General features: G+C 50.2%; 28 protein-coding genes. 4 read left to right on the top strand and 24 right to left on the bottom strand.

Annotated features, from left to right (window positions below; all coding sequences use genetic code 11):
• Window positions 1–4: 4 nt before the first annotated feature.
• Genes AC4MRN_RS00215 through AC4MRN_RS00190 form a run of 6 tightly spaced genes read right to left on the bottom strand, consistent with a single transcriptional unit; the run spans window position 5 to window position 4515 of the window.
• Window positions 5–619: a GNAT family N-acetyltransferase gene (locus AC4MRN_RS00215; RefSeq protein WP_491202162.1), complete on the bottom strand. Its 615-nt coding sequence runs from the start codon at window positions 617–619 to the stop codon at window positions 5–7.
• Window positions 619–1272, bottom strand: a complete 654-nt coding sequence (locus AC4MRN_RS00210) for an SCO family protein (RefSeq protein WP_490402376.1) — start codon at window positions 1270–1272, stop codon at window positions 619–621. The genes AC4MRN_RS00215 and AC4MRN_RS00210 overlap by 1 nt, the downstream gene beginning before the upstream one ends.
• Window positions 1269–2201 carry a heme o synthase gene (gene cyoE, locus AC4MRN_RS00205; protein ID WP_084526174.1) on the bottom strand — a complete coding sequence of 311 codons (933 nt, stop codon included), beginning with the start codon at window positions 2199–2201 and terminating at the stop codon, window positions 1269–1271. The genes AC4MRN_RS00210 and cyoE overlap by 4 nt, the downstream gene beginning before the upstream one ends.
• Before the next feature lie 9 nt (window positions 2202–2210).
• Window positions 2211–3188, bottom strand: a complete 978-nt coding sequence (locus AC4MRN_RS00200; protein ID WP_155016428.1) for a COX15/CtaA family protein — start codon at window positions 3186–3188, stop codon at window positions 2211–2213.
• 9 nt (window positions 3189–3197) lie between these two features.
• Window positions 3198–3770, bottom strand: a complete 573-nt coding sequence (locus tag AC4MRN_RS00195) for a redox-active disulfide-containing membrane protein (RefSeq protein WP_370241770.1) — start codon at window positions 3768–3770, stop codon at window positions 3198–3200.
• Window positions 3736–4515 (bottom strand): SURF1 family protein, encoded by a 780-nt coding sequence (locus tag AC4MRN_RS00190; protein ID WP_491202161.1) that lies wholly within the window; start codon window positions 4513–4515, stop codon window positions 3736–3738. Before AC4MRN_RS00190 ends, AC4MRN_RS00195 begins: the two co-directional genes overlap by 35 nt.
• Here AC4MRN_RS00190 and AC4MRN_RS00185 point away from each other — a divergent pair.
• Window positions 4514–4723, top strand: a complete 210-nt coding sequence (locus AC4MRN_RS00185) for a DUF2909 domain-containing protein (RefSeq protein ID WP_491202160.1) — start codon at window positions 4514–4516, stop codon at window positions 4721–4723. The two genes, AC4MRN_RS00190 and AC4MRN_RS00185, sit on opposite strands and share 2 nt — an antisense overlap.
• A 3-nt stretch (window positions 4724–4726) precedes the next feature.
• Here AC4MRN_RS00185 and AC4MRN_RS00180 read toward each other — a convergent pair whose 3' ends face one another.
• From AC4MRN_RS00180 to AC4MRN_RS00130, 11 genes are all read right to left on the bottom strand, one after another.
• The gene (locus tag AC4MRN_RS00180) at window positions 4727–5608 is read right to left on the bottom strand and encodes a cytochrome c oxidase subunit 3 (protein ID WP_491202159.1); all 882 of its coding nucleotides are present in this window, start codon (window positions 5606–5608) and stop codon (window positions 4727–4729) included.
• Window positions 5609–5625: 17 nt separating this feature from the next.
• Complete coding sequence (locus AC4MRN_RS00175; protein ID WP_491202158.1) at window positions 5626–6201, bottom strand: cytochrome c oxidase assembly protein; 576 nt, start codon at window positions 6199–6201, stop codon at window positions 5626–5628.
• Window positions 6202–6211: 10 nt separating this feature from the next.
• Window positions 6212–7825: a cytochrome c oxidase subunit I gene (gene ctaD / locus AC4MRN_RS00170; protein ID WP_073318087.1), complete on the bottom strand. Its 1614-nt coding sequence runs from the start codon at window positions 7823–7825 to the stop codon at window positions 6212–6214.
• A 9-nt stretch (window positions 7826–7834) separates the two neighbouring features.
• Window positions 7835–8956 (bottom strand): cytochrome c oxidase subunit II, encoded by a 1122-nt coding sequence (gene coxB, locus AC4MRN_RS00165; RefSeq protein WP_245819116.1) that lies wholly within the window; start codon window positions 8954–8956, stop codon window positions 7835–7837.
• Window positions 8957–9383: 427 nt separating this feature from the next.
• The gene (gene lexA / locus AC4MRN_RS00160) at window positions 9384–10007 is read right to left on the bottom strand and encodes a transcriptional repressor LexA (RefSeq protein WP_370164989.1); all 624 of its coding nucleotides are present in this window, start codon (window positions 10005–10007) and stop codon (window positions 9384–9386) included.
• Between the two features lie 95 nt (window positions 10008–10102).
• Window positions 10103–10630 (bottom strand): YcxB family protein, encoded by a 528-nt coding sequence (locus AC4MRN_RS00155; protein ID WP_370164992.1) that lies wholly within the window; start codon window positions 10628–10630, stop codon window positions 10103–10105.
• Window positions 10631–11263, bottom strand: a complete 633-nt coding sequence (gene tmpT / locus AC4MRN_RS00150; RefSeq protein ID WP_491202157.1) for a thiopurine S-methyltransferase — start codon at window positions 11261–11263, stop codon at window positions 10631–10633.
• Between the two features lie 75 nt (window positions 11264–11338).
• On the bottom strand, window positions 11339–12322 hold the full coding sequence (locus AC4MRN_RS00145; protein WP_490400701.1) for an alpha/beta hydrolase: 984 nt from the start codon (window positions 12320–12322) through the stop codon (window positions 11339–11341).
• Window positions 12323–12464: 142 nt separating this feature from the next.
• A complete protein-coding gene (locus tag AC4MRN_RS00140) occupies window positions 12465–12794 on the bottom strand; it encodes an antibiotic biosynthesis monooxygenase family protein (protein WP_491202156.1) in 330 nt (109 codons plus the stop codon).
• A gap of 85 nt (window positions 12795–12879) precedes the next feature.
• Window positions 12880–14322 (bottom strand): PepSY-associated TM helix domain-containing protein, encoded by a 1443-nt coding sequence (locus AC4MRN_RS00135; RefSeq protein ID WP_491202155.1) that lies wholly within the window; start codon window positions 14320–14322, stop codon window positions 12880–12882.
• Complete coding sequence (locus tag AC4MRN_RS00130) at window positions 14315–14863, bottom strand: hypothetical protein (RefSeq protein WP_491202154.1); 549 nt, start codon at window positions 14861–14863, stop codon at window positions 14315–14317. Before AC4MRN_RS00130 ends, AC4MRN_RS00135 begins: the two co-directional genes overlap by 8 nt.
• 308 nt (window positions 14864–15171) lie before the next feature.
• On the opposite strand from AC4MRN_RS00130, the gene AC4MRN_RS00125 reads away from it, so the two are divergent.
• Window positions 15172–15582: a DUF2177 family protein gene (locus tag AC4MRN_RS00125; RefSeq protein WP_073318109.1), complete on the top strand. Its 411-nt coding sequence runs from the start codon at window positions 15172–15174 to the stop codon at window positions 15580–15582.
• A gap of 105 nt (window positions 15583–15687) precedes the next feature.
• On the opposite strand, the gene AC4MRN_RS00120 is transcribed toward AC4MRN_RS00125, so the two are convergent.
• On the bottom strand, window positions 15688–16245 hold the full coding sequence (locus tag AC4MRN_RS00120; RefSeq protein WP_073318111.1) for a hypothetical protein: 558 nt from the start codon (window positions 16243–16245) through the stop codon (window positions 15688–15690).
• Window positions 16246–16635: 390 nt separating this feature from the next.
• Between AC4MRN_RS00120 and plsB the strand changes: the two genes are divergently transcribed.
• Complete coding sequence (gene plsB, locus AC4MRN_RS00115) at window positions 16636–19119, top strand: glycerol-3-phosphate 1-O-acyltransferase PlsB (RefSeq protein ID WP_491202153.1); 2484 nt, start codon at window positions 16636–16638, stop codon at window positions 19117–19119.
• Window positions 19100–19603 (top strand): WbuC family cupin fold metalloprotein, encoded by a 504-nt coding sequence (locus AC4MRN_RS00110; protein ID WP_370241757.1) that lies wholly within the window; start codon window positions 19100–19102, stop codon window positions 19601–19603. The genes plsB and AC4MRN_RS00110 overlap by 20 nt, the downstream gene beginning before the upstream one ends.
• A gap of 4 nt (window positions 19604–19607) precedes the next feature.
• Here the strand turns inward: AC4MRN_RS00110 and AC4MRN_RS00105 are convergent, their stop codons facing one another.
• The 6 genes from AC4MRN_RS00105 to AC4MRN_RS00080 all read right to left on the bottom strand — a co-directional run bounded on the left by AC4MRN_RS00105 (window position 19608) and on the right by AC4MRN_RS00080 (window position 26063).
• Window positions 19608–20561, bottom strand: a complete 954-nt coding sequence (locus AC4MRN_RS00105) for a sugar kinase (RefSeq protein ID WP_491202152.1) — start codon at window positions 20559–20561, stop codon at window positions 19608–19610.
• A 13-nt stretch (window positions 20562–20574) separates the two neighbouring features.
• Window positions 20575–21351 carry an IclR family transcriptional regulator gene (locus tag AC4MRN_RS00100; RefSeq protein ID WP_073318121.1) on the bottom strand — a complete coding sequence of 259 codons (777 nt, stop codon included), beginning with the start codon at window positions 21349–21351 and terminating at the stop codon, window positions 20575–20577.
• Between the two features lie 56 nt (window positions 21352–21407).
• Window positions 21408–22256 carry a 5-dehydro-4-deoxy-D-glucuronate isomerase gene (gene kduI, locus AC4MRN_RS00095; RefSeq protein ID WP_073318125.1) on the bottom strand — a complete coding sequence of 283 codons (849 nt, stop codon included), beginning with the start codon at window positions 22254–22256 and terminating at the stop codon, window positions 21408–21410.
• 21 nt (window positions 22257–22277) lie between these two features.
• Window positions 22278–23042: a 2-dehydro-3-deoxy-D-gluconate 5-dehydrogenase KduD gene (gene kduD, locus AC4MRN_RS00090; RefSeq protein WP_073318128.1), complete on the bottom strand. Its 765-nt coding sequence runs from the start codon at window positions 23040–23042 to the stop codon at window positions 22278–22280.
• A gap of 122 nt (window positions 23043–23164) precedes the next feature.
• Window positions 23165–24565 (bottom strand): oligogalacturonate lyase family protein, encoded by a 1401-nt coding sequence (locus tag AC4MRN_RS00085; RefSeq protein WP_491202151.1) that lies wholly within the window; start codon window positions 24563–24565, stop codon window positions 23165–23167.
• Between the two features lies 1 nt (window position 24566).
• A complete protein-coding gene (locus AC4MRN_RS00080) occupies window positions 24567–26063 on the bottom strand; it encodes an MFS transporter (RefSeq protein ID WP_073318131.1) in 1497 nt (498 codons plus the stop codon).
• Window positions 26064–26086: the final 23 nt, after the last annotated feature.

Below are 26086 nucleotides of genomic sequence, written 5' to 3'. Positions count from 1 at the left end.
AGGACTACAACGAAGAGCGGTTGAGAGGGATAGCGCGGATCAATTGCATGAAGCTGTCGTTAACGCGATGCTCCGCATATCCCAGCTTCTGGTAAAACTGAATGGCACCGTGATTATCGATCTCGCAATTGAGCACCACGGCGTTCTTTTTCAGTTCACGGGCCTTTTCTTCCATAAATTTAATCAACGCCGCGCCAACGCCTTTGCGCCGTGCGGATTCAACGACAGCAATGTGGCCCACCCCCATCTCTAAAAACATTGGAGGTTCGATAACAGCCATGTACATCTGCGATTTCAGGACGACATCCAACGCGGTATCAATACCGTAGAAGTCGACTATAGACTGGAGGGTAACGCGGTCAAACTCTTCGGGAAGGTGGCTGTGCCAACAGCTGATGAGACCGGTCACTTCGCCATCGGTTTCTGCTACCCAGTGATTGTCACAACCGTACTGTCCCCCACCTTTTTGCCAGGCAAAAGCAAGGTAGTCCAGAGCGACTTGGGGGTCACCCAGACCAAACACCTCTGTAAGTAAGCGCTTACCTGCAGCAAACAGAAGTGGAACGGTAACGCCGCCATCATCCAATCTGGCGTTACGTACAACACTATGACATGGCATTAATTGTTCTTGTAATTACCTATTATTAAAGGCAAATCTTTAGCAATTTGCATGCTATCACTGACAGCAAGCTCACCGGGAGTATACTTTGGTTTAAATCGTCCCAAAGCCCGCCCCTGTGGATCAACGACCACCACAGATGCACTGTGGTCTACCAGGTAATTAGGATTGTCTGTACTTTCGGCAATGGCATACATAAGGCCAAGGGAACGTACAAACGGAAACAACTGAGCGTGCTCACCGGTCAGGGCCACAAACTCAGCGTTAAAATACTCAACGTAAGAAGCCAGTCGTTCGGGTGTATCCCGATTCGGATCCACTGACACAAACACTACCTGAACTGCGTTATCAGAATCAATTTTTTTTAATTCCGGATAAACCCTGCCAAGCGACGCCATGGTTGTAGGACAGATATCCGGACAGTAAGTATAGCCTAAAAACAGCAAACTCCAGTGCCCATTGAATACTGTGTTATCAACTGACGTATTTGTTTGATCAACCAGGCTTATTTCCGCGAGGTTCCGTGGTTCAGGGAAATACTGAAAGTATTCCGGGGTGGGGGTGGAAGGTTGAAAGGGTTTTACAACAGCAACGAACGCACCTGCAGACAAGGCAACGATGCCTGCAAGTACGATCCAAATTTTTTGACTCATAGTGTTAGCGGTATGTAGTGATCAGCCAGTAATACCACAAACAATACCATGAGATGAATAATTGAAAACTTAAATGTTGCCATTGCAGTGTGTTGATCCGCCGCGTATTTCAGCTTAAGTGCATAATACATAAAGCCCGCATTCAGCGCCGATGAACCTACCAGGTACAACAATTGCGCTTCACCAATCAGATACGGCAACAAACACACCAGGCACAGCAGTACCGTATACAGCAGCACACATGTTTTGGTGAATTCTACGCCGTGAGTCACTGGCAACATAGGCACTTTAGCTTTGGCGTAGTCCTTTTCCCGGTGTATTGCCAGCGCCCAGAAATGAGGCGGCGTCCAGGTAAATACAATCAGCACCAGCAGCAGTGCATAGGCATCGACTTGTCCGGTTACTGCTGTCCACCCCAATAAGGGCGGTGCTGCGCCTGCGAGGCCGCCAATCACTATATTTTGTGGTGTGGCGCGTTTAAGAAACATGGTATACACCACTGCGTAACCAACCAGACTAGCCAGGGTAAGCAGGGCAGTTAAACGGTTAACCCATAATTCCAGCGCAACATAACCCACCGCAGCGAGTACAAATGAGAACAACAGGGCATTATTGACGCTGACTTTGCCTTTCGCCACAGGACGGTTAAACGTGCGCGCCATCTGGCTGTCAATTTTATGGTCGACCACGTGATTAATGACCGCCGCAGCGCTCGCCAACAGCCCAATACCTCCCAGGCCGGCGATTAGCGTGCTCAGCGGCACCCATCCGGGCGTAGCCAGACACATTCCCACCAATGCGGTGAGTAGTAACAGCATAACGACTCTGGGTTTGGTCATTTCATAATAGTTACGCCAGGATGCGCGCCACCCGGTAGAGGCAGGCTTTACAGATGAACTACTGTTGGACAGAGTTGTGGATTTAGCCATAACAGCCTCCTACACTTTTCGATACAAGGTATAGGTGATCATCACCAACACCATTAACAGACAGGCGGCAATTGCGTTGTGCAACACCGCAACACTCAGTGGCAGACTGAAAACCACATTGCTCACGCCCAGCCCTACCTGTAACGCCAGTACCAGACTCATTACAGTAACCGCTTGTCTGATCACACGTGAACCAGAACGGCGGTACAACGTAAATGCAAGCCAGCTCAGGTACAGCAGGGTTACAATAGCCCCGAAGCGATGCACTATATGCATCGTCATGCGTTCAGGATAACTGTGAGCGCCAAATTCGTAGTTGTCGGCTTCAGGCACACTATAAGCACCATTGAGGTCGATATTGGTCATCCAGTCGCCCTCGCAAACCGGGAACTGAGTACAAGCCAGGGCGGCGTAGTTTGCTGACGTCCAGCCGCCCAGCGCAATTTGAGTAACCAGTACTACAACGCCAAGGGCCGCAAAGCCTGCGTAGCGCTTCACGCGTTCATTAACATAGCCAATGCGGAATGCCGACAGCCTGAGGTATAGCAGAAACAAACAGGTGAGCACGCTAAAGCCCCCCAGCAGGTGCCCCATGACCACCACAGGCAATAAGTTCAGAGTCACTGTCCACATGCCAAGTAACGCCTGAAAAATTACCAGCCCCAGTAACAACATGGGTAACTTGAGCGGTCTGTCTGGCTCCCGTTTTATCAGGGCAATGATGGCAATCGCCAGAATACAAAGCCCCAACGATCCCGCAAAGTAACGGTGAATCATTTCATTCCAGGCTTTTTGCGCCTCAACCGGACGCTCCGGGTATGCTTCGTTAGCCGCCTCAACGTGATGCTCGGCTTCCGGCACGGTTAAGTGCCCGTAACAACCCGGCCAGTCCGGGCAACCCAGGCCCGCGTCGGTCAATCGTGTGTATGCGCCCAGTACAATCACCACAACGGCAAGTATGATGCTGAAACCAACCAGTTTTCGCATAACCACTCCTTAACCAATACGTGATAGTTTCAGAAGCTTTCGTAGATCAGCCAGTACATCCCGGCTACCCATCACGGCATCCTGGCGTAAGGCATAAACCGGGTAACGCAGCATGGCATTGCCTTGGGTATCCACAATAAATAGATGGTTAGCCAATGTGCTTTTGTTTAGCGTACTTGCCTGTTCTTCCGACACAGCCAGCGCCTCGATATGGGTATATTCAGCCAGTACCGCTGCGGCTCCGGGGTCGCTGTCAGGTGCCATAAATACGGCAGGTCTGGCTCGATCAGACTCTTTACCCAACGCAATCCACACCTGTTGAATGGCATACAATGCGTTTTCACATTCGGCGTTGCAGGTAGCGGGAACGACATACATAACCCGCCAGCTTGGCGTCTGCTGGTCCAGCATGTTGGTTAATGACACAACCGGTTGTAATAATTCACCCCGGTTAGTTGCACCACGTTCAAACCAGTTCCCGTCAAGCGCCAGTTTGGCAAGCACAACGGGCAATACGAATACCGCAAAAATAATTAAAAGGGAGCGCTTAGGTCTTTCTTGTGTTTGTACCATGGTTGTCATTATTTTTTACTCTCCGCAGTAACACTGAAAAAAAGATAACGACAGCGGCAAGTGCCAGGCCAAACCATTGAATCGCATAACCAAGATGCTTTTCAGGTGGCATTACCACCGCCTGCCAGTTGGGTGTAAACCCTGCAAGGTCTGGTGTGGACGCTATTCGCTGAACGAGAATATTGGGCATGGATGTGCCCCATTGAAGATTGAGCTTTGCTATATCAATTTGCTGCAGTCGCAACGGAAATGTATTGAACTGCGTTGCGGTTTCGGAAATTAATCGGTTGTTGCCCGGTACAGATATGACCCCATCAACCGTAACAGGCTGTGAAGGAAGCTGAATAACCGGGAGTTGATCTCGTTGGGTTGGTGCTGCAACCCACCCGAGGTTGGTTAGGAACTGTTGGCCTTCCGAGCGAACCGGCACAATAACAGCGTAACCGGGTTTTCCCTGGTAAATTTGGTTATCTAACAAAATGACCCGCGTAGCGTCGACCTGACCCACAAACCGCACCGGGACATCCCGGACTTCACTAAACGATTGTAACGCCTCAAACACCTGCATTGGCGCCTGTGCCTCTTTTTGCGCTATGCTGTGTAAACGTTGTTGTTTCTGATCCATACGCGCAAGCTGCCAACAACCCAATGACACCATGACGGCTACCGCCACCAGGGTAATGAGGGTTGCCAAAACCGGCCAGGATGACCCTGATACGCGCTCGGATTTGTCGTTGGCAGGAGTAAGTTGCATGTTAGTCAAAATCATCATTGTTGGATTGTTGCTGTTTATGGTGTTTAACCTGTTCCTGGCGATGAAAGCCATGTTAGGCAACAGCCCGAAAAACCAACCCATGAGCAAATACATTGGGCGCAGGGTAATGACGTCAGCACTCATTGTGGTGATCATTTTGCTGGCAATTTCTACCGGTCTCATTACACCTAACCCGCGCCCGTATTAACGCTTACAGGACGTAAACAAACACGTAGAGCATGACCCACACCACGTCTACGAAATGCCAGTACCAGCTGCCAGCCTGAAAGGCGAAGTGGTTGTCGTGGGTGAAGTGCCCCTTCAGCACGCGCAGGAACAACACTATCAGTATGATTGTCCCCAGCGTTACGTGCATGCCGTGGAAACCGGTTAACAAGAAGAATGTGTTGCCATAGATACCGGATTGCAGGGTCAGACCCAGATCCTGATAAGCGTGCACATATTCTTCAACCTGCAAAAACAGGAAGCCACAACCCAGCAGGATAGTGACCCCCAACATGGCGGTGAGCTGCTTGCGTTTACCTTGTTCCAGACCCACATGTGCGAAGTGCAGGGTGACTGACGAAATAAGCAGGATCACGGTATTGATGGTAGGCAGACCAGCCCAACTCATGGCGGTCGTGCTTACGCCTCCCGGGGTTTCAATCAATGGCCACATGGCTTCAAAACCCGGCCACAACACTTCGTTGGTCATGGCGTTGTTTGACTCTCCCGATAACCAGGGCAGCGCAATCACTCTGGCGTAAAACAACGCGCCAAAAAAGGCCGCGAAGAACATGACTTCAGAGAAGATAAACCAGCTCATCCCCTGACGGTAGGAACGACCCAGCTGGTCGCTGTAAAGTCCGCTCATCGATTCATTGATTTGATCGCGGAACCAGCCAAATAGCATGACCAGTAACACCACAATCCCCACAGCCAGAATGTTGTCGCCGTAGCCACTCTCGCCGCGCGTAGTTTCAATGACAAAGTTGCCGGCACCGACGGCAATCAAAAACAGCGCAACCGCGCCCACAATGGGCCACACGCTTTGCGCAGGAACATAGTACTTTTGATACTCTTGATGTTGCATAGTGTTCTCCTTCGACCTCAGTTCTCAACAAACGAGGTCAGGAAAGGGTTAGTTTTTTTGTCACCGTCGTTGCCGCCGGTCACGTCAAATAGCGTGTACTGCACAGTGAAAAAATGAATGTCGTCCGGAATTTGCGGGTCAACGTAAAACTGCATGGGCATGAATGCTTCCGCCCCCGCATTGAGCGGTTGACTGTTGAAGCAAAAACACTCTGTTTTATTCAGAAACAGCGCAGCCTGACCCGGCGTCACAGACGGAATTGCCTGTGCCACCATGCCTTTTGAAGCCGGATTCCTGACATAAAACTCCACGGTGTTTAGTTCGCCAGGGTGTACTTTTACCCTGTGCGTCTGCGCCCGAAACTCCCATGGCATACCTGTATGTGTGCGGGTAATGAATTCCACTGTTACCGTGCGGGATTCATCAACCTCACCAGCATAAACCGTGGCGGCGGTTTCGTTGGTTTTGCCGTTGATGCCGGTAATGTCGCAAAACACGTCATACAAAGGCACAAGTGCAAAACCAAATCCAAACATAGCCACCACGACCAGGACTAACTTTCCTACCAGTGCGGTGTGGGAAGTCGTTGCCATAACGTTCTGCCTATTTCACTACAGGTGGTGTTTCAAACGAATGGTAAGGTGCTGGTGACGGGATTTCCCACTCCAGACCTTCAGCACCTTCCCACACCTGACTGCTGACCGGCTCACCCTGTTTACGGCAAGCTTTGATCATCACCCAAAGGAAGATCAGCTGAGACAACCCAAACGCAAAACCGCCGATACTGATCCACTTGTTGAAGTCGGCAAACTGCAACGCATAGTCCGGAATACGACGCGGCATACCCGCCAATCCAACAAAGTGCATGGGGAAGAACAGCAGATTGACCGAGATCAGCGAACACCAGAAGTGCCATTTAGCCAACGTGATATCAAACATGCGGCCAGTCCATTTCGGCAGCCAGTAATACACCGCCGCCATAATGGAGAACACCGCCCCCGTTACTAACACGTAATGGAAGTGCGCCACCACAAAGTAAGTATCGTGGTACTGGAAATCCACCGGCGTGATGGCCAGCATTAATCCCGAGAGCCCGCCAATGGTAAACAGCACAATAAAGGCAAGTGCGAACATCATGGGTATTTCAAAGGTCATGGACCCTCGCCACATCGTGGCCACCCAGTTAAAGACTTTTACCCCGGTTGGCACCGATATCAGCATGGTGGCGAACATAAAGAACATTTCAGCGGCCACCGGCATACCGGTTGTGAACATGTGGTGGGCCCACACAATAAAGCTCAGCAGTGCTATTGAAGCCGTGGCATAGACCATGGAGGCATAACCAAACAGCGGCTTACGCGCAAAGGTAGGTACAATCTGCGAAATAATACCAAACGCGGGCAGTATCATGATGTACACCTCAGGGTGTCCGAAGAACCAGAAGATGTGCTGGAACATTACCGGATCACCACCGCCTGCGGCGTCGAAGAAACTGGTACCAAAGAACTTGTCGGTTAACACCATGGTAACGGCCCCTGCGAGCACCGGCATAACGGCAATCAACAAGAACGCCGTGATCAGCCAGGTCCACACAAACAGCGGCATCTTCATCCACGTCATGCCAGGCGCACGCATGTTGAAGATGGTCACAATCACGTTAATGGCCCCCATAATGGAAGAGATACCCATAATGTGCACCGAGAACACAAACAATGCGGTACTGTCACCACTGTAGGTCGTTGAAAGCGGTGCATAGAACGTCCAGCCGAAAGCCGGACCGCCACCTTCAAGGAACAGTGATGCCAACAAAATGCTGAAAGCAAATGGCAGGATCCAGAAGCTCCAGTTGTTCATGCGTGGCAGCGCCATATCCGGTGCACCAATCATCATTGGCACCAGCCAGTTGGCCAGTCCGGTAAAGGCGGGCATGACGGCACCGAATACCATAATTAACCCATGAACCGTGGTCATCTGGTTAAAGAAGTTAGGGTCGACAATTTGTAATCCCGGCTGGAACAATTCAGCCCGAATCACCATCGCCATTGCACCACCGGTTAAAAACATGATGAAGGCGAACCACAGGTACAAAGTACCAATGTCTTTGTGGTTAGTGGTAAGAACCCAACGCATTAAGCCTTTGGGTATGTGATGATCGTGATGATCATCATGGTCTGCCGCTGCGTGATCAGGGCTGACAATGTCGGTTGCTTTACTCATGATCCGCTCCTATTGACCCGTTGCGACGGCATTGACGTCTTTAGGTTGAATTAACTGGCCCGTATTATTGCCCCAGGCGTTTCGCTCGTAAGTCACTACTGCTGCAATTTCTTTCAGACTAAGCATTTTGCCGAATGCCTGCATTGCGGTGCCGGTTTTACCGTTTAACACAATCTCGATATGTGCGGTGGGGTCATTCTGGGTAGCCAGCACGCTGCCTTTGAGGGCAGGAAACACACCGGGTAAACCTTCACCGTTTGGCATATGACAGGCGGCACACGCGGCGTTGTAGACGCGCTCGCCTTCAGACATGAGCTCTTCTTTGCTCATGCTCATCGCCAGCAAACGTTGCTCTTCCTCGCGCGCTTGGCGCTGAATAGATTCTTGCTCACTCACCCAGGCCTCGTAGTCAGCAGGCTCTTTGGCTATAACGACTACAGGCATAAATCCGTGGTCCTTACCGCATAGCTCTGCGCACTGGCCGCGGTAAATACCCGGCTCGTCAACCTTGGTCCAGGCTTCATTAATAAAACCGGGGTTTGCGTCTTTCTTCACCGCGAAATCAGGAACCCACCAGGAGTGGATAACGTCGTCAGAAGTGATCAGGAAACGGACCTTTTGCCCGGTCGGGATCACCAGTGGGCGGTCAACCTCGAGCAAATAGTTTTCGCCTTTGTTGTAGCGGTTATTGATTTGTTCACGCTGTGTGGCGAGCAGGGAGTAATACTCTACCTCACGGTCCATGTACTTGTAGTGCCACTTCCACTGCGACCCGGTAACCAGCACCGTAAGATCCGCTTCCGTGGTATCTTCCATGGCTATCAGGGTTTTCGCGGCAGGCACTGCCATGAATATAAGAATGAGAAAAGGAATTACCGTCCAGGCAATTTCCACCTTCACGTTTTCATGAAAATTCGCGGGTTTGGCACCGCGGGATTTTCTGTGCAGGTACATTGAAACAAACATGACTCCGAACACCACTACTGCTATCCCTACGCAAATAGAGAACATCAGCATGTGGAGATCGTATACCTGTCCACTGATTTCCGTCGCGCCGCGTCGTAAATTTAATGACGATACGTCGTTACTTCCCGCAGCAATCGCTGTCGTTCCGACTACTAACAGAACCAATGCAGTACAGGCTTTCAGTACGCATCTCTCGAGTTGCTTCACTCAACACCTCCGTTAAGGCCCGCCAGCGTCTCACAGAACGCCCCATTGCGAGAATAAGCTTCCAGGCCCTTTATGGTTGTTTTTTGAACTAGCCTTTTAATATTTTGTGCTTCTTATGTTATTTATTTGTTAAGCACTGTATAAGAATTACTCATTGTGTGTTTTGCGTCCAGTCCTTTTTCGCTAAAATCTGGATTACTGGCTATTTTTCGTCCAATCAGGCAAAAAATACTGCATTCATGTGAGTGAGTGTTTATTAACTAAAATTGATGGTGATGAGAGAGATTTAGCAAGGTAAAAGAGCGGTTTGATAGGATTATGCTCTTCAAATACAAAAAAACCGGCGCTAAGCCGGTTTTTAAATGCGTTATTATGGTGCAGTTGATTACATCCAGTCTGCGTTCCGAATGACACCTACTGCGATACCTTCGATGTTGAAGGGCTGATTAGCAAGATCGACCTTAATAGGTGAAAACTCTTCATTTTCAGCGTGTAACAACACTTCACGCCCACGCTTTTCAAGGCGCTTTACGGTAACGTCTTCGTCAACACGCGCGACAACCACCTGACCATTGTGCACATCGGTTGTGCGATGAACGGCAAGCAAGTCACCGTCCAAAATGCCAATATCCTTCATACTCATACCGTTAACGCGCAGCAAAAAGTCGGCTTTTGGATGGAACAAAGCGGGATCCACTTTGTAATGCATTTCAACGTGTTCCTGCGCCAGGATGGGTTCACCCGCAGCAACCCGACCAATCAACGGCAGGCCTTCTTCTTCGACTTCATCGTCCAACGGAATATTTAATTTAATCCCGCGGGATGTGCCCGGCAGAATGTCGATCACACCCTTTTTGGCCAGCGCTTTTAAGTGCTCCTCCGCTGCGTTTGCGGAGCGGAATCCCAGTTCACGGGCAATCTCAGCACGCGTTGGCGGCATGCCGGTGTCCGTCATGGTTGACTTAATGAGGTCGAGTACTTCTTGTTGTCGGGGAGTTAATGGACGCATAAACAGCCTGTTTTTCCATACAGTTAACTGTGAGTATATACAGGTTTACACAAATGACAACCGGGTTTTGTATAAATTCTCCGTTAAACGGCAGTTTATGCCAGTTGCTTTGCTTGGTTCACCTGATTGAGCAACTGTTGCCTGAACGCATCCATCTGCGCCTGATTCTCGAAACTATGGCGGGGAAATACGTGATACTGATAGCCTGACACCTGCAGCAATAAAAACGATCCGACCTGCCGAACATGCCCCAGCGCGCCCCACTTATGCAGTGTTTCATTGGCTATGGTTTTTTCAAACAGGCCGTCTTGTTGGCACTGGTATTCGTGCTTTCCCAATATCCCATTCGATACTTTGGATACCATGAGTACCGTCGCAATACACCAGAGAAAATAGACCAGTGTCGCCACAAAGCCGGTCAATAATGACCCTGTAACCATGACCATCCAGACAACGACATCATCCGGCATGCCGCGGTCATACACCAGGTAACTCAGGACGCCCAAGGCGATACACAGCATGTATTTGTAGGTAAACGGCGCAGTGGCAAGGAACCAGACGTTGAATCTCACCAAGTCAGCACGCGTAATAAAGGTTTCTATGGTAGAAATACGCGCTGTCATTTATTTCACCAGCCACGCCGACTCTACTGCCGGTACTTTGCCTTTCAAGCCGCCTTCAAGTGGTTCACTCGCCAGTCCTGGCTGCAGCCTGTCACTGCCATAGAGCTCAATTAATTCGGCTTCTGTTACCGAAAAAGGCGGGCCGCTGTGCAGTGCCTGATCATACTCAAATGTGATTAGCAGGTGTTGTGCTTTTGGGGCCGCGGCTTTCAACGTCTTAACGTAGGCACGGCGCATGTCCTCGGGCAAGGCCACCAGCGCAGCACGATCATAAACTCCGTCTATGTCACCCAGTAATTCGGGGGTTATCGATAAGATGTCGCCACAATACAGTGTAATATCGGGGGCCTGGTAACAAGTAAAATCATCAACGTCAGACACCGTAGGCGTAATACCCAATTCAGCAAAGTACTGTTGAACAGCAGATTCATTCAGCTCAACGCCTATCACCTCACAACCCCGTTGCAACAACCAGGTCATATCCTGAGATTTACCGCACAATGGCACTAACACGCGCTTGCCGTCGGTTAGACCAGCAGTTTCAGCAAATCGAACTAAAAACGCATTGATGTCTTTTTGGTGGAAACCAATTTCCCCCCGCTCCCATTTGTCGTGCCAAAACGCATGCTGCATGCCGCCTCCTACTGCGCAAATTGCGATTAGGTTATACCTGGGGTTATCCTCCAGGCATACCTGTTCATTGCATTGTTATTGTTTTTTGAAAGGGTTGTCCAGTACATGCGTGCGTAATGCCGGCTGTACCCGACCTCCGTCCATAGCCTCCATCATATGCTGTAATGCCGGACTGATAACCCCTTTGACTTCAGTAAAATAACTGTGTCCTTTCGGCTTATCAAAGGTGTTGTTGAAGTTGTCGCAGTCTACCTCGTAAACGTTTCTGGGCACCTTACTCAGTTCTTCTACCCCCGTCATACCGAGACGTTTGGATAGCTGACGGTTTTTCAGATTGGCCACTTTACTCGCCGGCATCGCGAGATCATCGTTCGCGAAATACACCACTAAGTTTCTGGTGACTCTGGGTAACAATGCACCGCTTCGTCCGGGCTCAAGGCAGTGATTCACCACATCTGCAGCCACCATGAACACATTTCTGAACAGGAGCGGCACCATTCCGGCGTGATCATTGCGGCCCCAGTAGTGGATGGCATTGCGCAGCACCCGGTTACCCATGGAATGGGCCAGCACGTTAATGCGCCGCATACACGGATCTGGTCTGGCAGCCTCGGCTTTGCGCCAGGTATCGAATTTCGACAACATTCTGGAAAACGCATTAGCACTGAAATCTGCGGCCTTCTGGTCGTCCCAGTAGTCGTCGAGCACACTGATAATTGGGTCGTCGTCGCACGGCCAGATCAACGGCACAACCAAAGCCAGTTTTTTATTTTTGCCTTGATTGATCAGGCGCTGTAGATCCTCAGCCCGCTCAAAAATTTCCGGTTCCATGTTGTTATTAAAACCGTGAATATACAGCAGGATTTGAGTGTCACTATCCAATTCTTTTAACCGTTGAAAGAACGTTTTGCTGCCAACTTCCCGATAATCATTTTTCCCCAGGCGCTCACAAAAATACATATCGGAGCCTGGTCGGGTAACCTGACGGTCAAACGCAATTTTACGGTTTACTTTGGTGCGGGATGACCCCTTCGGGGTGCGGTTGGTTGCAAAAAGCATAGTCGCCTCCTTGGTACTGTTGTATCAGGCGCTATACCACTGCAAATAAGGTATGACATCCTTGCCTGGTTATGTTGAGTTTCACTGTATCAGCGCTTTGAATTGTAGCGCCGATTCAGCAAATTTGCCGGTTATTTTGTGGCTATGCTACGGCGAAAGGTCTGCGCTGAAGGTAATCGACCTCAACGTCCATTTGATAGAGGGTCTTTGTTTCCTCCAGATTCAGGGCGTCATGCATCGCTGCACGCTGCGCTTCGTAATCTTCACTCATAGTGATACTGGCAGCCTGTTCGTAGACTTGCTTACTGGGCCATTGTGCGTAAGCAATCCACTTGCCCTCATCGGATTTATGCAGCCGTGAACCCAGACTCCCCTTAAACAGGTAAATCCCCTGGGTTACTTTTGGCCATGCCGCCAGAAATGCTTCGGTTTTACCTCGCTTTACCACAAATTCAAACATCACAATGTACATATCAACGTCCCTGTCTCTGCATTGCAGAAAAGTGTATCAGTCATAATAACTGGATTGAAGTGCGGCTTACCCAATGATTTTTTCGCTATGTTTGGGCTGTGGCAGGACTTATTTGCGTGCGCATCCCTGAATAACCAGCCCAAATCGCAACAAGTAACAAAGGCACGTTAATTTGCAGTGCCGCAAAGCTCAGCGCTGCACTGCCGAACTCAACAAAGTACACAATGAAGAAGGCACCAGTCACAAGGGTAAAGACGTACTTCAATTTACCTACAACCTGCTCCTGGGTTGTGGCTTTCAGCGCTGCCAGCGTGATCCCCAATAACGCGACCCAGAAACACGCTGTTGGCGACAACCCAAAGGCGAAATACCCTATAGCACTGACAACCAGTGCACTCGGTGTTCCCCACACTAATCCGGGCCAGAGGCGGTTCAGGGCATCCTGTGTTTTGCGCTTTTTCAGCCAAATATTCATACCGGTTGCTGAAATAATGGTGAGCATCATACCCAGCACAACAAACAGGACTTTACCTGGCATGCCAAGAAAATCACCGAAATGAAGCCGGTATACAGACCATAGGATCTGCTTGCCACCATCGCCTCCTACATAGCCTGCGGTTTCCAGAAATTCGCCTGACGCGTTATAGCGGTAATTTTCAGAATACGTGAAATGAGCGGGGGTCCTCACGTAAAACTCAATGAACTGTTGGGGCGAATCTGGTTCGTGGATCGTGAAAAAAATCAGATTTTCCGGGTCAATCCGGGTAAACAAGTCCGTCATTGCTTTGCCAATTTCAGGCCGAACAACCGCTTGTTCCAGTACGGGCTCGGGGGCAAATACCTTGTCGTAAACCGCCTGATCATCCCCGCCGTAAAATGCCTGGGAAATAATAGTTACCAAAATGCCGGCTAAGCCGAAGTACGCACCCGTTATGGCAATCATTAGGTGAAAAGGCGTACCCCAAACACTCAGTCGGTTGTGTAAATCAATATTGCTTTTCAGGCCATCACCGCCGGCTCTGAAACGAAATGCATCTTTTACAATACGCGGATGCGCCAACAGGCCAGACACAATGAGTGCGCACAGCAATGCGCCAAAGGCACTCACTACAATCATGCCAAACGACATGGGCAAGTGCAGAAACATATGCAGGTCGCCCAGCATGCGGGTCCAGGTTACCGATTCTTTTGCCCCCAAATTCCCTTCCGCATCCACAAAGTGTGCGTTGTTGTCGTCCTCCATTACTAACCGGGGAATACCTGAGCCGGGGAACACAAAGTAGTAGTGATGCGTGTCATTGTCATACTGCTCGGTAAACTGCGTGTAGGCTTTTTCTACTTGTTCAATTGAAAACGCAGTGGTCTCTTCAACATACGGCTGCTCCCAACGTTCAAATTCAAGGTGCAGCACGGCAATGGTGCCAGACAAACAGATCAGGTACATAAACCCGCTGACTACCAACCCCAACCAGGCATGAGAAGCCAGCGAACGTTTACTCAGACTTTGCGAGACAGGGGATTTAGCCATGGGTTACTCCAAATAAATACAGTCCGGCAATCGTTGCCGAGGCAACCAGCGCAACCACATGCCAAACTTTGCGTTCAGACATCATGTACCAATACGCAAAGACGCCCCAAACCAACGGCAACAAAATAGCCCCCGTTGCCATTTGCTTGGGCTCCGAGACCGGCAGTTGATACTTCGCTGCAACCACAATCACACTGAATGCAAACAGTTGGATTAGCAGTACAAACAGTATGTGCCAGACTTGCTGTACAACGGTCTTGCCCTGCCAGCGCCATATATGTTGCGGCTTGATGATCACTGATTTTACTTTTTCAGACTTAGCATGCCGGGCAATGCCAATCCACACTGCGATGGCGGGTAAAGACAATCCAATCAGCACGCCAAACTCGACACCTAACGCTAAACACCAGGTCACGATACTAAGCAGTACTCCCGCCCAGCCCACATAAGACAAGCGCCGATTTTGTGTTGCCCAACCAAGATAAATGGCATAGCACGCCAGCACGGTGAGCGCGCTGGATATGATAATCGTTGTAGTCATAAATTCTCTATAGACCTGTGAACACAATACGGTGGTGGCGTGATGTACATCGGTAACACTGGCCAACTGGTGCCAGCTCAAAATCGGAGAGCGCGTAGTTTACTTACACCAGCCATACACACCTTGACTCACCAGACAAAAACAGGAACGATAATAATTTACATTTACCGAACATTCAACGACACTAACCGTTTAAAATCTCCCAATAATCAGGTATTTTGGCTATATTCTGATAAAGATTTGCCAGTCAATTCACTCAGTGAATACTTTCTACACAATCTTGCCTCGGCTCAAATAAGGAATGTTGGATGAACAAGCCTTCTCAGCGCTTTTTAATGGCGTATGGCGTAATGTTACTGACCTTTGCTGTTTTAGATGGAATTTGGCTCGGTTTGGTTGCAAAAAACCTGTATACGTATAGCTTATCTGGCCTGCTGAGAGACCAGTTTATAGTCTGGCCATGGGTGCTGTTTTACTTGGGGTATTGCGGCGCCATTCTGTATCTGGCAGTGATCCCTAGCCAGCGTTACCGCTTGACCGCTTTTGTTCGTGGTGCAGTACTAGGGGCCGCGGCTTACGGGGCGTACAACCTTACCTGCTATTCAATTATCGCCGACTGGCCAATGCCCATTACGCTGATTGACTGGATGTGGGGTACAACGGCAACAGCCCTGGTAAGCATATCCGGCGCCATGACATTTCGCTACACTGACTCCTGACAGATAGCGTTCGCGCGCCGCCCCTTCATCGCTAAAGTTAGCTTTTAGTAAAGAAAGATAAGCGGTGCCGGCTCACACAACCCGCACCCACTTGTTTGAATCGCTTTACAAGTTGATGATTCGCTGGTTTGAATACACCAGTGACCCTGTATCACCTGAGACATGGTAAAACTCAAACTCTACCTTGCCTGTTTCCTGTAGCAAACCGTAGTTGTCTTCCTCGTGACGCAATTCATATTTTTCTTTGTCTGCCTTGCGTTTGGCAAACTCATCTAACAGAAGCTTTTTGCTGCCATGGCGGATCTGCTTTTGGAAGATCACAATTTGACGCGCCTCTGGTTTATAGACGTAGGTCAGAAAAATAGTGCCGCTTTTCGCATTGTTCAACGAGATCTCAATGACGCCTTTCTCTTTGCCATCTTTGTACTTCGAAGAAGCCAGCTCATTCAAACCTGTCCAGTAAGAGCCCCACTGGCCATCAAACGCCCAGGAAGACGTGTCGTAAATTTCTTTTTTGATGGTGTTATCCGGGTCGTCCACACCCAGCTGATTTACAATTGACTTAGTGACGTTCTGTTGGGTTTCTGTCAATGACTCAAACCCGCCGAGGGCCATTGTATGGAAGCTGATTGCGCAGAGTAAGAGTGGGATATATTTTTTCATTGTTGGTCCATTACTACTTTTTTAAATCCAAAAATTAAGCATATCGGGCAGTCCTGCTCCGAGAAAATTGAAATTAACGTCTTCTGGATACACCTCCTTGTTAGTCAAACTGGCGCCTGTTAACACGCTGCCCTTAGTGGGCGGACCACTTAAAGCAAGGCGTCATTGTTATCGAGCCCCTTCATCATAGTCAAATAAATCAATAAATTAGTTCAAAAATCCATCAGCCCGTTCTTCACTGCACTCTGCCCACGTGGTGATCCAGCTGCCTGTTGAGCACAGGGCTTACAGTTCAAATGCCCGCCTGACCGGTAAGCGAACCGGTGGCGCATTGCCGAATGAATTCGTGATACAATAATTCGGTTTTTTATTGCACAGGATTAATTGTTCATGTCTTGGATGCGTCAGGCTTTGCTTAACGTGTTTCGCTTACCGGTAAAATGGCTGGTTAGCACAAAAAGTACCCCCGCCAATGTTGAAGCGGAGCTGGGCATAGACAAATCACGGCCAATCATTTATTTACTGCCAACGAATTCCATTACCGATCAGTTGGCGCTGCAAATGTCGGCGGAAAAATTAGGGCTGCCCAATCCAATGGGGCAAGTCACGCTTGCTGGCAAGGACTACCCCGCCAGTTTATTTTTGCGCCGCACAGATCCTTTGTTCCGCAAGCACGCCAAAGAAACGGACATCGAGCATGTGTTTGCTGAATTGTTTCATATACACCGGGAACACGACGAGATAGACGTTCAGGTAGTGCCAGTGTTTGTGTCCTGGGGCCGTGCGCCAGACAAAGGCAAACCGGGCTTTGCCGACCTGATCACGCATGTCGCTGCCCCGAGCTGGTTCAGAAAGTTCTTCATCGTACTGTTTTTGGGTCGCGACAACTTTATCAGCTACAGCAAAGCCGTGTCCTCTCGTGTTATGGCGAATCAGCATGGCAGTGACGAATCCGTCGCCCACAAACTGGTTCGCGTCGCCAGCACGCATTTCCAACGCAAGCGACAGTCGATGACCGGGCCGACCCTGCTGGACCGTCAGCAGCTGAACAACGCCATACTGGGTTCAGAAAGCGTTAAGCGAGCGATGGCTGAAGAGTGTCGCAGTAAAAACCTGTCTGCCGACCAATCAAAGTCACTGGCCAGTGGCTACGTACAGGAAATTGCCGCGGATTACCGAGAAGGCTTAATTCGTTTTGGTGACCGCCTGCTCACCCGTATCTGGAATAAGATATACAACGGGATTAACGTCGGCCACGCCAATCGTATTCGGGAGCTAGCGAATAATGGCCACGAAATCATTTACGTGCCGTGTCACCGCAGCCACATGGATTATTTGCTACTGACTTACGTGATTTATCACGAAGGGTTGGTGACACCGCACATTGCGGCAGGTATCAACCTGAACTTCTGGCCGGTTGGCGGGATTTTCCGTCGCGGCGGCGCATTCTTTTTACGACGCAGCTTTGCCGGCAACAAACTCTACACAGCCGTCTTCCGTGAATATTTGGAATTGCTGTTTAAAAAAGGCTATGCCGTGAAATACTACCCGGAAGGCGGTCGTAGCCGAACGGGTCGGTTGATCCCGCCTAAAACCGGCATGCTGGCCATGACCATTCAGGCCGCGGTAAAAGGCGTAAACCGCCCGGTTAGTCTGGTACCTGTGTATATCGGCTACGAAAACGTCATGGAAGTGAAGAGTTATCTGAATGAATTAAAAGGTAGCTCTAAGAAGAAAGAATCCAACCTGCAGGTGTTTTCAGCCATCCGTAAGCTGAAAAACTACGGCCACGGCTTTGTGAACTTTGGGGAGCCCCTGAGCCTGACTCAGTTTCTGGACTCCCAGGCCCCGGAATGGCGTAAAAGCCAGCTGGATAACCCGGACAAAAAGCCAGCCTGGTTAACCCCTACCGTAAATGGCTTGGCCTCAGAATTAATGACCCGGATCAACAGCGCTGCGGCGATTAACGGGATGACACTGACGGCGCTATGCTTACTGGCCTCAAAAACCCAGACTATGAGCAAACAAGAGCTGGAACAAGCCATGCGGGACTACCTGACGCTGTTTGCCAACGCACCGTACAGCAGCGATGCAACCTTGCCGGAAGAAGACGCTACAGCCCTGCTCGCCAATACCTTAAAACTCGACCGTTTGCAGGTCACTGAAGACAGCTATGGCACGCTAATTGGTCCCCAGCCGGGTAACGCGGTATACCTGACTTACTACCGCAACAACATTATTCATTTGTTTGCACTACCCGGCGTGATCATGACCGCTGTCTTCGCGAACCAAAAAATGGAAAGAACAGCTATTCTTCAATTAATGGCTGCGCTTTACCCATTGCTGCAGCGCGAGCTGTTTCTGCATTTCTCGCAAGACGAAGCCCTGGCTTACACTTCAACACTCATTGATGCGTTTAAACAGTCCGGTATGCTGGTGCAACGCGGCCGCTATTTAACGCCGCCCGATGCCAACAGCGATCATTTCCACTCAAGCTGGTTGTTAAGCCGCTGCATGCAGGAAACTTTCCAGCGTTATGCGGTGGTGCTCACACTACTTAAACGCGAAAAGGTCATTAGCCGGGGCGAACTGGAACGCGAGAGTAAAACCGTTGCTGAGCGGTTGTCTAAACTCTATGGCATGCACTCACCGGAATTTTACGACAAAAACGTACTGTCGAGCTTCATTAGCGCACTACGCGACAATCACTGGCTGGACAGTGGCGACGGCGGTAGCCTGAAGTATTCGGAAGAAGCATCGGCACTGCGCCGCGATATTATTGCGTTAGTGTGGCCAGAAATCGCACAGCATTTGGAGAAGGACATTTTGCACGCCGATGCCAAGGAGGCAGACAGTGACAGTTCAACGCTTTGATCAGGAAATGATCGCCGAAATGCGGGCCCAGGCAGAAGCCAGCCCGCGCCGCCGAGCACACAAGAATATTCATTCTGATTACCAACAACCTGTTCAGAGACTGTTTGTCAGTATGCTGCCAGACTCCTATGTGCGCCCGCACCGTCACAGCCAGCCAACCAAATGGGAATTCTTTCTGGTAATCGACGGCATGTTAGAGCTGCTATTTTTTGATGAGCAGGGCGAACTCACTGAACGTATAGCGTTGAGCCCGAATAGCGATTGTTTCGGCGTCGAAATTCCACCGAATACCTGGCACGCCACAGTGTGTCATGCGCCAGTGACGTTTGTAGAAGTGAAGCAAGGCCCATACGAAATCAGTGATGATAAGGATTTTGCTCAATGGGCACCGGCAGAAAACACCGACGAGGTACCTGCGTTTTTAGCTGAGCTTAAGCTATTGCGCCCGGGAGAGCGTATGTCTACTCTCGCTCAGCAAGCCTGAACGGTTACTCTACAGGTAACACTTCCCCCAGCGCATTGCGGTGAGTGCGGTTTGCCAGACGGGATTGATAATAGTCGGCCGGCACAATGGCGCCCTTTGCGCCGATTACCACACCGGCCACTTCAGCGCCCATTGCAGCCGCATCGGCACTCGTGAAACCCGCCAGCTTTGCCGCCAGATACCCACCAATAAACGCATCACCTGCCGAGGTGGTATCTACCACGGTTTGCACCGGCGTGACTGCTACACTGACGTGCTCGTTATTGCGGTAAATCTCAACATTGTCTGCGCCGCGCTTCAGTACAATTTCGCCTATATTCATTGACTGCAGAAAACCAACAATCGCGCCTTCGTCTTTGTGCAAATAGAGTGCTGCATGGTCGTCACCCCCGGGGAACGCAATGTCACAGGCAGCGTAAAACCGCGTAGTCCAGTCCCTTGCTTCCTGTCTCGATGACCACAATAACGGGCGGTAATTTGGGTCAAACACGATAGTCGCCCCACGTTCCCGATAACTCGCTAACGCCCTTAACAATTGCTCGCGTTGCGTCACATCCAGAATCGCAACCGTGATCCCCGATACATACACTACATCAAAACAGGTTTCCGGCAGTGTCACCAACGCCATCACGTTACGGGCTGCAGAATTATTGCGCCAGTAAGCAAAGCTGCGTTCACCACTGGCATCGGTAGTCACCAGATACATACCAACCGTATGCGTCTGACTCTTTGCCACATAGCGGGTATCCAGTCCTTCCAGTTGCATGACATCGAGCATTTGCTGACTCAAGGCATCGGCACCCACCGCAGTGACATAGGTCACCACACAGTCGGGCAGATTACGCTTCAAATACACCGCGGTATTAAAGGTATCACCGGCAAAGCGTTTATTCAGGGTATTCGCATCCAGTGGCGAGAGCTCTACCATGCACTCACCAATGATTAAACAACTTGGCATAACGGGTTTCCGCTTAGGCTTTCAGTCGACTTTCTTTGAGCTGATAGGTATCGCGATAAATGCCGCGAGCAGCCTCTTTCGCAAACTCAGCAACCACCGGAATTTGTGATTTAGGGAAGGTCACTGCGGGCGCAGTTACTCCCACGGACGCCACCACCACACCGCGATTGTCGCGAACCGGCACCGCAAGACAACGCACATCTTTATTGTATTCGCGCTCGTCTACTGCGTACCCAAGCGCTTCAACCCGCTTGAGCTCTTCGCGTAAATCATCAATGTCGGTAATGGTGTACTCAGTGTGTTTTTCCATTGGGTGTTCCTGCAATAACAATTCAAGATTGTCGTAATACAGGAAAGCCAGGAACACTTTACCGCCGGCGGAGCAGTGCAGTTGTGCCTGCACGCCTGGTCGCTTTGACACCATCAGGGGGTTAGGGCTGTCGACGACTTCTACAATTAAAATACTGCCATTGTTGGGTACAGCGAGGTGAGCAGTATGGCCACTTTTCAACGCCAGGCGCTGAATGTGAGGGATCGCAAGCTGGTGCATACGATCAGAATTAATAATGTGTAACCCCAGTTTCATGAGGTCGGTACCACAGTAGTAACGCTTTCCACGCTTTTCCAGCATTTGCTCGTTACACAGGGTTCGCAATAGCCTGAAAAGCGTTGTACGCGGTAAATCCAGTGCCACTTCCAGGTCATGCATTGTCATTCCGTTTTCGCTGTTGGCCAGCAAGCGGAAAATCTGACAGGCATGGTTAACACTCGGTATCAGGTAACGTTCCATAATCACTTCCAGGGTTACACAATTGTTAATATTGTATTATATTTTTAACAGTTTCACTATCGCAATTCATTCGGCGGGAAGCTATCCATGTCGCCATAGTCCAGGTTTTCCCCGGCCATTCCCCAAATAAATGCGTAGTTCGACGTGCCCACACCACAGTGGATTGACCACGGCGGAGACAGCACTGCCTGCTCGTTTTGTACAAAGATATGACGGGTCTCTTGAGGCTCACCCATAAAGTGACACACCGCCTGACCGTCATCTAAGTCAAAGTAAAAGTATACTTCATTGCGACGATCGTGCTGGTGAGCCGGCATGGTGTTCCACACACTGCCCGGATTCAGACGGGTCAGGCCCATTTGCAGCTGACAGGTTTCAACCACGGTGTTGATCATCAGCTGGTTTATATCACGCTCGTTAGAGGTTTCCTGACTGCCCAGGTGAAGGACCTTAGCGTCTTCACGACCAATCTTTTTATTGGTAAAGGCATGATGTGCCGGTGCCGAGTTCAGGTAGAACTTCGCAGGCTTAGCCGGGTCATTGGAGTAAAACGTGACTGACTTATTGCCTTTTGCCAGATACAAGGCTTCTTCAGCAGCTAACGCAAACTCTTCGCCATCGGCTACCACGGTGCCGTCGCCACCCACGTTAATGATACCCAGCTCGCGACGATCCAGGAAATGTTCAGCTTTCAATGCATCCAGTGTTTCCAGCGCCAGCGGGCTGTCTGTAGGTACGGCACTGCCTACCATAAAACGCTCATAGTGACTGTAGATCCAATACACTTTACCTGGCTGCATGAGTTTGTCGGCCAGAAAGGTATCGCGTAGTTCAGTGGTGTCATAGCCTTTTACTTCACGCTGTCCTACTGCATACCTGACTTCGTACTCAGTTTTGTTTGACATAATGTCGGTTCCTCAAATGGTTTATCGGGCCAGGAATCCGCCGTCTACGGCGAGAATATGGCCATTGATGTAATTACTTGCACTGCTTGCCAGGAATACAGCAGCCCCTTGCAAATCCGCAGTCTCTCCCCAACGTGCGGCCGGGATTCGCTTCAGAATCTCCGTGCTACGCTCAGGATCGTCCTGCAGGGCCTGGGTGTTGTCGGTTCGGATATAGCCCGGCGCAATCGCGTTGACCTGCACATTGTGCTGTCCCCACTCATTCGCCAACGCCTTGGTGAGTCCTGCTACTGCGTGTTTACTGGCTGTGTAAGCCGGTACGGTAATACCGCCGCTGTAACTCAGCATAGACGCAATATTGATGATCTTTCCTTGCTGGCGCGCGACCATGGATTTGCCAATTTGCTGGCATAAAATGAAGGTCGCATCCAGGTTTACCTGTAATACGTTTTGCCAGGCTTCCAGCGGATACTCTACGGCCGGGCTACGGTATATTGTGCCGCCGTTGTTTACCAAAATATCAATCTCACCAAAGGCCGCTTGTGCCTGTTCAGCCAGGGCAACCACTGCACTGGCGTCTGACAAATCAGCTGCCAACTCGGTTGCAGTGCCACCTGCCTGCTCAATCTTACTCACTGTTTCCTGACACCCTCCAACACGGCTGGCTGCACATACTACTTTGGCACCGGCGGCTGCCAGTCCCATCGCTAATGCTTGTCCAATACCTCGGCTGGCTCCTGTTACCAGGGCTACCTTGTCGACTAAACCAAAGTCTGGCTTACTCATTGATGCACACTCCTTTCTTTACCGTATTGTGAGTGGTGATAGTGTGGTCGCTGCTCCAAATGTGAAGCAAGAAAACCGCTATTGAACACGCCAAAACCGGCAATAATGTTCAAATGTGAAACTTAATTTGCCACGCCAACTTCTACCGCGTACACGTGTACCGGCCCATGCATATTCGAACGGAATACCACCCATTTTCCATCTGGCGTAAAGGTGACATTGGGCTCTAATCGATAATCGTGCTGCTGCATATTCACCAAGCGCTCTGCTTTTAACACCGCAGGCTTAATTAACTCCGCGGCATTGGGCGCACTAATGCCCGCAACATCGTTGATAGGTTCATCGCGAAACAGGTAAATCCACTTACCGTCTTCAGCGCGGGCGACCATTTCATGATCGCCACCGTCACCGGCAAATACGCTGCCATCTGGTGAAATATTAAAGTGCACCGACCAATAATCGCGGGGCATATGACGCCAAACGCGCTCACCGGTTTTCAGGTCGTAACTCGCCAGCCAGAACACTTCACCGCGAGGGGTTTGTAAGTCATAAAAAATACGCTCGCCGCTGGCATCAAAAAACTCGTGCCCGGCAATTTCCATATTCATGCTGCGGTGATGGACTTTTTGCTGACCCGTACCATCTGCGCGAATAGTCCAGATGCGATCAACTTTGTGCCAGGGCCCTTCATGGCAATACATGATTTGTTCCGGATCATTGGGCGAAAACTGAATATGATTCAGCCAGTCTGTGGCTTTGTGAATGGTTTTCTGCTCACCGGTTTCAATGTTAAAGGTAAACATTTCCATGGGAATACGGGCTTCCAGGCGCTCGTTGATACGCACTTCTTTTGCCTCAGCAAAGGTCAGCGGCTTACCATCAGGGCCTACGGCTTCGTAGCGGGCTTCAAAACGGCTGTCGCGTGGGCCCGCCTCCATGTTGTAGGCTTGTTCTGCAAATGCCCCAATCAGTAATGTTTCATCACTATTGATAGAGTGAATTTTGCCTTTTGGAATGGCCCCCAACTCAGTGACTTCGCCGGTATCCAGACTCACGCGCAACAACTGCGTTGGCGTCTGTAACTCATTTTTAGGGTGCACCACTTCGCCGTTTTGACGGGCAATTTGGGTCAGGTAGACACTGCGGGTTCGTTTACCTACAAACAGAATGCCTGCATCCGGGTGCTCATAAATACGCCTTACTGACAGGTCGGTTAAATCCACCACGGCCACACCGCGAGGGTTGTCTACCGAGATCACCATTTTATCGCCTTCCGCCGTATAGGCGTTCTGGTGAAAATACAGTGAACGAGAGCCCGGCTCTTCTGACAGGCGCACAATGCGATGCCCGGTATCAGGGTCAACCCAGTCTTTGGGAATAGGCGTCGTTTCGCCTTCCAGTGTGGCTTTTTCCGCGGTAACCGTGGAAGCAACAGTCGTTTCAGCCGCTGGCTGGCAACCTGCCAGTGCAACTCCTGCTACCAGCGCAGCCAACCAGGAATACTTCATACGTGCTGGCTTCATCTTAACGGCCCACCGGGTTTTTGCCCCACAGCTGGTCGTAAGACCAACCTGAGAGATCTTCAACAATGGCTTTGTGTTCAGCCGTTGGCGGTGTTTCCTGACCACACTTAAAGCGTTCAATCTCGGTCATCAGTACTTCATGAGTTTCTTTGTTCAGCTTAAACTTGGTCGACACGTAGAATCCGAATAGCAGCACTACCAACGGACCTGCTACCAACATGACCATAATGGTGGTGATAGCCTGCGGGTCCTGTACATCTGCCCCTGAAACAAAGCCTCCGGCCTCCAGAATGATACCCACAGACATAACCGCAACCGCTTGTGTGGCCTTACGAATAAAGGTCATTACACCGGCGAAGCTACCTTCACGACGACGCGCCGTTACGATTTGGTCAACATCCGCCATGTAGTTGTAGGTATTCCAGGGAATATAGTTAAGTGCACCACGGCCCAGTCCGGCCACAATGACACCTACAGCCAGCCACAGTGCGCTGAAGCTTTCTGTGGTCAGGTACAAGGTGAGTAGCGCGATAATACCGGCGATATAAAGCAAAATGGCAATGCGATACATAGATGCCGGACCAAAGCGCATTACCAGAGGAATAGCCGCAGCAACAGCGACTAGCTGGGCGATATAGGTGATCGCCATCATCTCAGACGCAATCACAACCGAACCACCTATGGCGAAGACAACAAAGTAAGTGAAGACAGCGTTAAACACGTCCTGGCTGATATAGCCTCCCAGATACATGCCTAAATGCAGTCGGAAAGCGCGAATACGCAGCGTAGAGGACAGATTTTTAAACAGGGTTTTCAGTGTGCCTGCCACTGACCAGTTGTCGTCGCGTTTGACCTCTTCTTCACTGAGTTCGCTAATATCGCGTTCCCAGGTGAAGAACCACACGGTGAAGACCACCAGCATAAACACAGCAGAGAATATAGAACCCATGATCAGGAAAGTTTCAGCAGACTCTTTACCGCCCACTACCGTGACAATCCAGCTTGGCAGGATACCGGCGAAAATCGCAGAGATTTGACCGGTAAGAATACGCGCACCCGCCAGTTTGGCTTTTTGCTTGTAGTCATCGGTCATTTCAGCCGCAAGGGTTTCGTAAGGGATAATTACCGACGCATACACCAGTTCAAAGAACACGTAAGTGACCAGGTAATACCAATATTCCTGCCCACTTACCCACATCAGGGCAAAGCTGGGCAACAGGGGAATGGAGCCAATCAAAAAGACCCGGCGACGTCCGAATTTACGACCGATTTTAGTGCTGCCCAGACCATCTGAGATATGGCCAATCAACGGGCTGGCAACGGCATCTAAAATTCGAGCAATGGCAAAGATCGACGCAGCCTGTACAGCTGACAAGCCACAAAACGTGGTGTAGAAGAATAAAATCCACCCACTGATTACCGCCATTGAGCCGGCGCCCAAAATATCATTCAGGCCATAGGCTACGTAGTTTACCGGTTTAAGCTGACGTCGGGTCATGACTGCTCCTCCCTGATCGGTCT

The organism is Marisediminitalea sp. (genome assembly GCF_984433645.1).
This window is presented reverse-complemented; position numbering and strand designations above follow the sequence as displayed.

Coding starts and splice junctions, on each gene's coding strand:
- AC4MRN_RS00215 (WP_491202162.1), bottom strand. CDS start 619: ATGCCATGTCATAGTGTTGTACGTAACGCCAGATTGGATGATGGCGGC.
- AC4MRN_RS00210 (WP_490402376.1), bottom strand. CDS start 1,272: ATGAGTCAAAAAATTTGGATCGTACTTGCAGGCATCGTTGCCTTGTCT.
- cyoE (WP_084526174.1), bottom strand. CDS start 2,201: ATGGCTAAATCCACAACTCTGTCCAACAGTAGTTCATCTGTAAAGCCT.
- AC4MRN_RS00200 (WP_155016428.1), bottom strand. CDS start 3,188: ATGCGAAAACTGGTTGGTTTCAGCATCATACTTGCCGTTGTGGTGATT.
- AC4MRN_RS00195 (WP_370241770.1), bottom strand. CDS start 3,770: ATGACAACCATGGTACAAACACAAGAAAGACCTAAGCGCTCCCTTTTA.
- AC4MRN_RS00185 (WP_491202160.1), top strand. CDS start 4,514: ATGTTAGTCAAAATCATCATTGTTGGATTGTTGCTGTTTATGGTGTTT.
- AC4MRN_RS00190 (WP_491202161.1), bottom strand. CDS start 4,515: ATGCAACTTACTCCTGCCAACGACAAATCCGAGCGCGTATCAGGGTCA.
- AC4MRN_RS00180 (WP_491202159.1), bottom strand. CDS start 5,608: ATGCAACATCAAGAGTATCAAAAGTACTATGTTCCTGCGCAAAGCGTG.
- AC4MRN_RS00175 (WP_491202158.1), bottom strand. CDS start 6,201: ATGGCAACGACTTCCCACACCGCACTGGTAGGAAAGTTAGTCCTGGTC.
- ctaD (WP_073318087.1), bottom strand. CDS start 7,825: ATGAGTAAAGCAACCGACATTGTCAGCCCTGATCACGCAGCGGCAGAC.
- lexA (WP_370164989.1), bottom strand. CDS start 10,007: ATGCGTCCATTAACTCCCCGACAACAAGAAGTACTCGACCTCATTAAG.
- AC4MRN_RS00155 (WP_370164992.1), bottom strand. CDS start 10,630: ATGACAGCGCGTATTTCTACCATAGAAACCTTTATTACGCGTGCTGAC.
- tmpT (WP_491202157.1), bottom strand. CDS start 11,263: ATGCAGCATGCGTTTTGGCACGACAAATGGGAGCGGGGGGAAATTGGT.
- AC4MRN_RS00145 (WP_490400701.1), bottom strand. CDS start 12,322: ATGCTTTTTGCAACCAACCGCACCCCGAAGGGGTCATCCCGCACCAAA.
- AC4MRN_RS00140 (WP_491202156.1), bottom strand. CDS start 12,794: ATGTACATTGTGATGTTTGAATTTGTGGTAAAGCGAGGTAAAACCGAA.
- AC4MRN_RS00135 (WP_491202155.1), bottom strand. CDS start 14,322: ATGGCTAAATCCCCTGTCTCGCAAAGTCTGAGTAAACGTTCGCTGGCT.
- AC4MRN_RS00130 (WP_491202154.1), bottom strand. CDS start 14,863: ATGACTACAACGATTATCATATCCAGCGCGCTCACCGTGCTGGCGTGC.
- AC4MRN_RS00125 (WP_073318109.1), top strand. CDS start 15,172: ATGAACAAGCCTTCTCAGCGCTTTTTAATGGCGTATGGCGTAATGTTA.
- AC4MRN_RS00120 (WP_073318111.1), bottom strand. CDS start 16,245: ATGAAAAAATATATCCCACTCTTACTCTGCGCAATCAGCTTCCATACA.
- plsB (WP_491202153.1), top strand. CDS start 16,636: ATGTCTTGGATGCGTCAGGCTTTGCTTAACGTGTTTCGCTTACCGGTA.
- AC4MRN_RS00105 (WP_491202152.1), bottom strand. CDS start 20,561: ATGCCAAGTTGTTTAATCATTGGTGAGTGCATGGTAGAGCTCTCGCCA.
- AC4MRN_RS00100 (WP_073318121.1), bottom strand. CDS start 21,351: ATGGAACGTTACCTGATACCGAGTGTTAACCATGCCTGTCAGATTTTC.
- kduI (WP_073318125.1), bottom strand. CDS start 22,256: ATGTCAAACAAAACTGAGTACGAAGTCAGGTATGCAGTAGGACAGCGT.
- kduD (WP_073318128.1), bottom strand. CDS start 23,042: ATGAGTAAGCCAGACTTTGGTTTAGTCGACAAGGTAGCCCTGGTAACA.
- AC4MRN_RS00085 (WP_491202151.1), bottom strand. CDS start 24,565: ATGAAGCCAGCACGTATGAAGTATTCCTGGTTGGCTGCGCTGGTAGCA.
- AC4MRN_RS00080 (WP_073318131.1), bottom strand. CDS start 26,063: ATGACCCGACGTCAGCTTAAACCGGTAAACTACGTAGCCTATGGCCTG.